We start from the raw sequence: 978 nt of genomic DNA on the forward strand, positions 1-978 counted from the left end.
GCCCGGGACCAGGGTTCAAACGCCGCCCCATCGGAGGCCAGCGTCGCCATGGTCACAAGGTGCATCAACGCCGCCGCAGCCGCGCACCGGCTGCCGCCCGGCGTGCTGGTCATCCTGCTCAACGTGGAGGGCGGCACGCTCGGGCGGGTCAGTCAGAACACCAACGATACGGTGGACATCGGCCCCATGCAGGTGAACCAGATCTGGATTCCGGCCATTGCCCGGCACTGGCGTGCGAGCCAGGCCGCGACGCGCGATGCGCTGCTCAACAATTTCTGCGCCAATGTCGAGGCGGGCGCCTGGATCCTGCGCACCGGAATCGACGAGGCGCGCGGCGATTTCTGGGAGGGCGTGGGCTATTACCACTCCCACTCCACACAGCACAAAACGACCTACCTGCGCCTCGTGCTACGCCAGGCGCTGCGCCTGCAGGGATTGGCCACACATGCGAATGGGCCACAGCTGGCGGCGGGAGACTGACGATGATTCACTCCTCCGGCCAGGGCCGCGCCGCCTGGGCGTCGAACGACGATTACGTCGCCATCAGCCTCGCGATCATCCTGATCGGACTCGGCTTCGGCGCCTACCAGCTCTGGACCTACTACCATGCCGAGATCACCTGGGGCGTGTTCCAGCTGCAGCACTGGAAGATGCAGCTCATCGCGCACTTCACCAGCGATTATGCTGAACAGGACGCGCTCGTGATGGCCGCGCATCCCGAGCGGGCGACCATCTGGCAGCTGCTCGCTCTGCTGACGAGTGTCGGCAGGTTCTTCCGCATCCCGGCTGCCCTGCTGATGCTGGCCCTGGCCGTGCTCTGTTACTTCCGGGCCGCGCCGTCGCGCTACTGCCGCCAGCTCGATCTCGATGCGCTGCGACGCGAACAGGCCCTCTTCTTCCGGGCGGCCCGCGCGACGCTCGGCCGCTCGCTCGGCCTGAAGGGGATCGGCAAGGGCGACCCGCTGCCCGCCGATCCGG

2 protein-coding genes are annotated in these 978 nt (G+C 67.5%); both read left to right on the top strand.

Features of this window, described 5'->3' with window-relative positions; translation table 11 throughout:
• On the top strand, positions 1-480 hold a 480-nt coding region (locus ROTAS13_RS25025; RefSeq protein WP_075823706.1), incomplete at its 5' end, for a lytic transglycosylase domain-containing protein.
• A 2-nt stretch (positions 481-482) separates the two neighbouring features.
• Positions 483-978, top strand: a 496-nt coding sequence (locus tag ROTAS13_RS25030) for a hypothetical protein (RefSeq protein WP_216348752.1), incomplete at its 3' end; no start/stop codon positions are given.

The organism is Roseomonas sp. TAS13, assembly GCF_001950415.1.
Lineage (GTDB): Bacteria > Pseudomonadota > Alphaproteobacteria > Acetobacterales > Acetobacteraceae > Roseomonas > Roseomonas mucosa.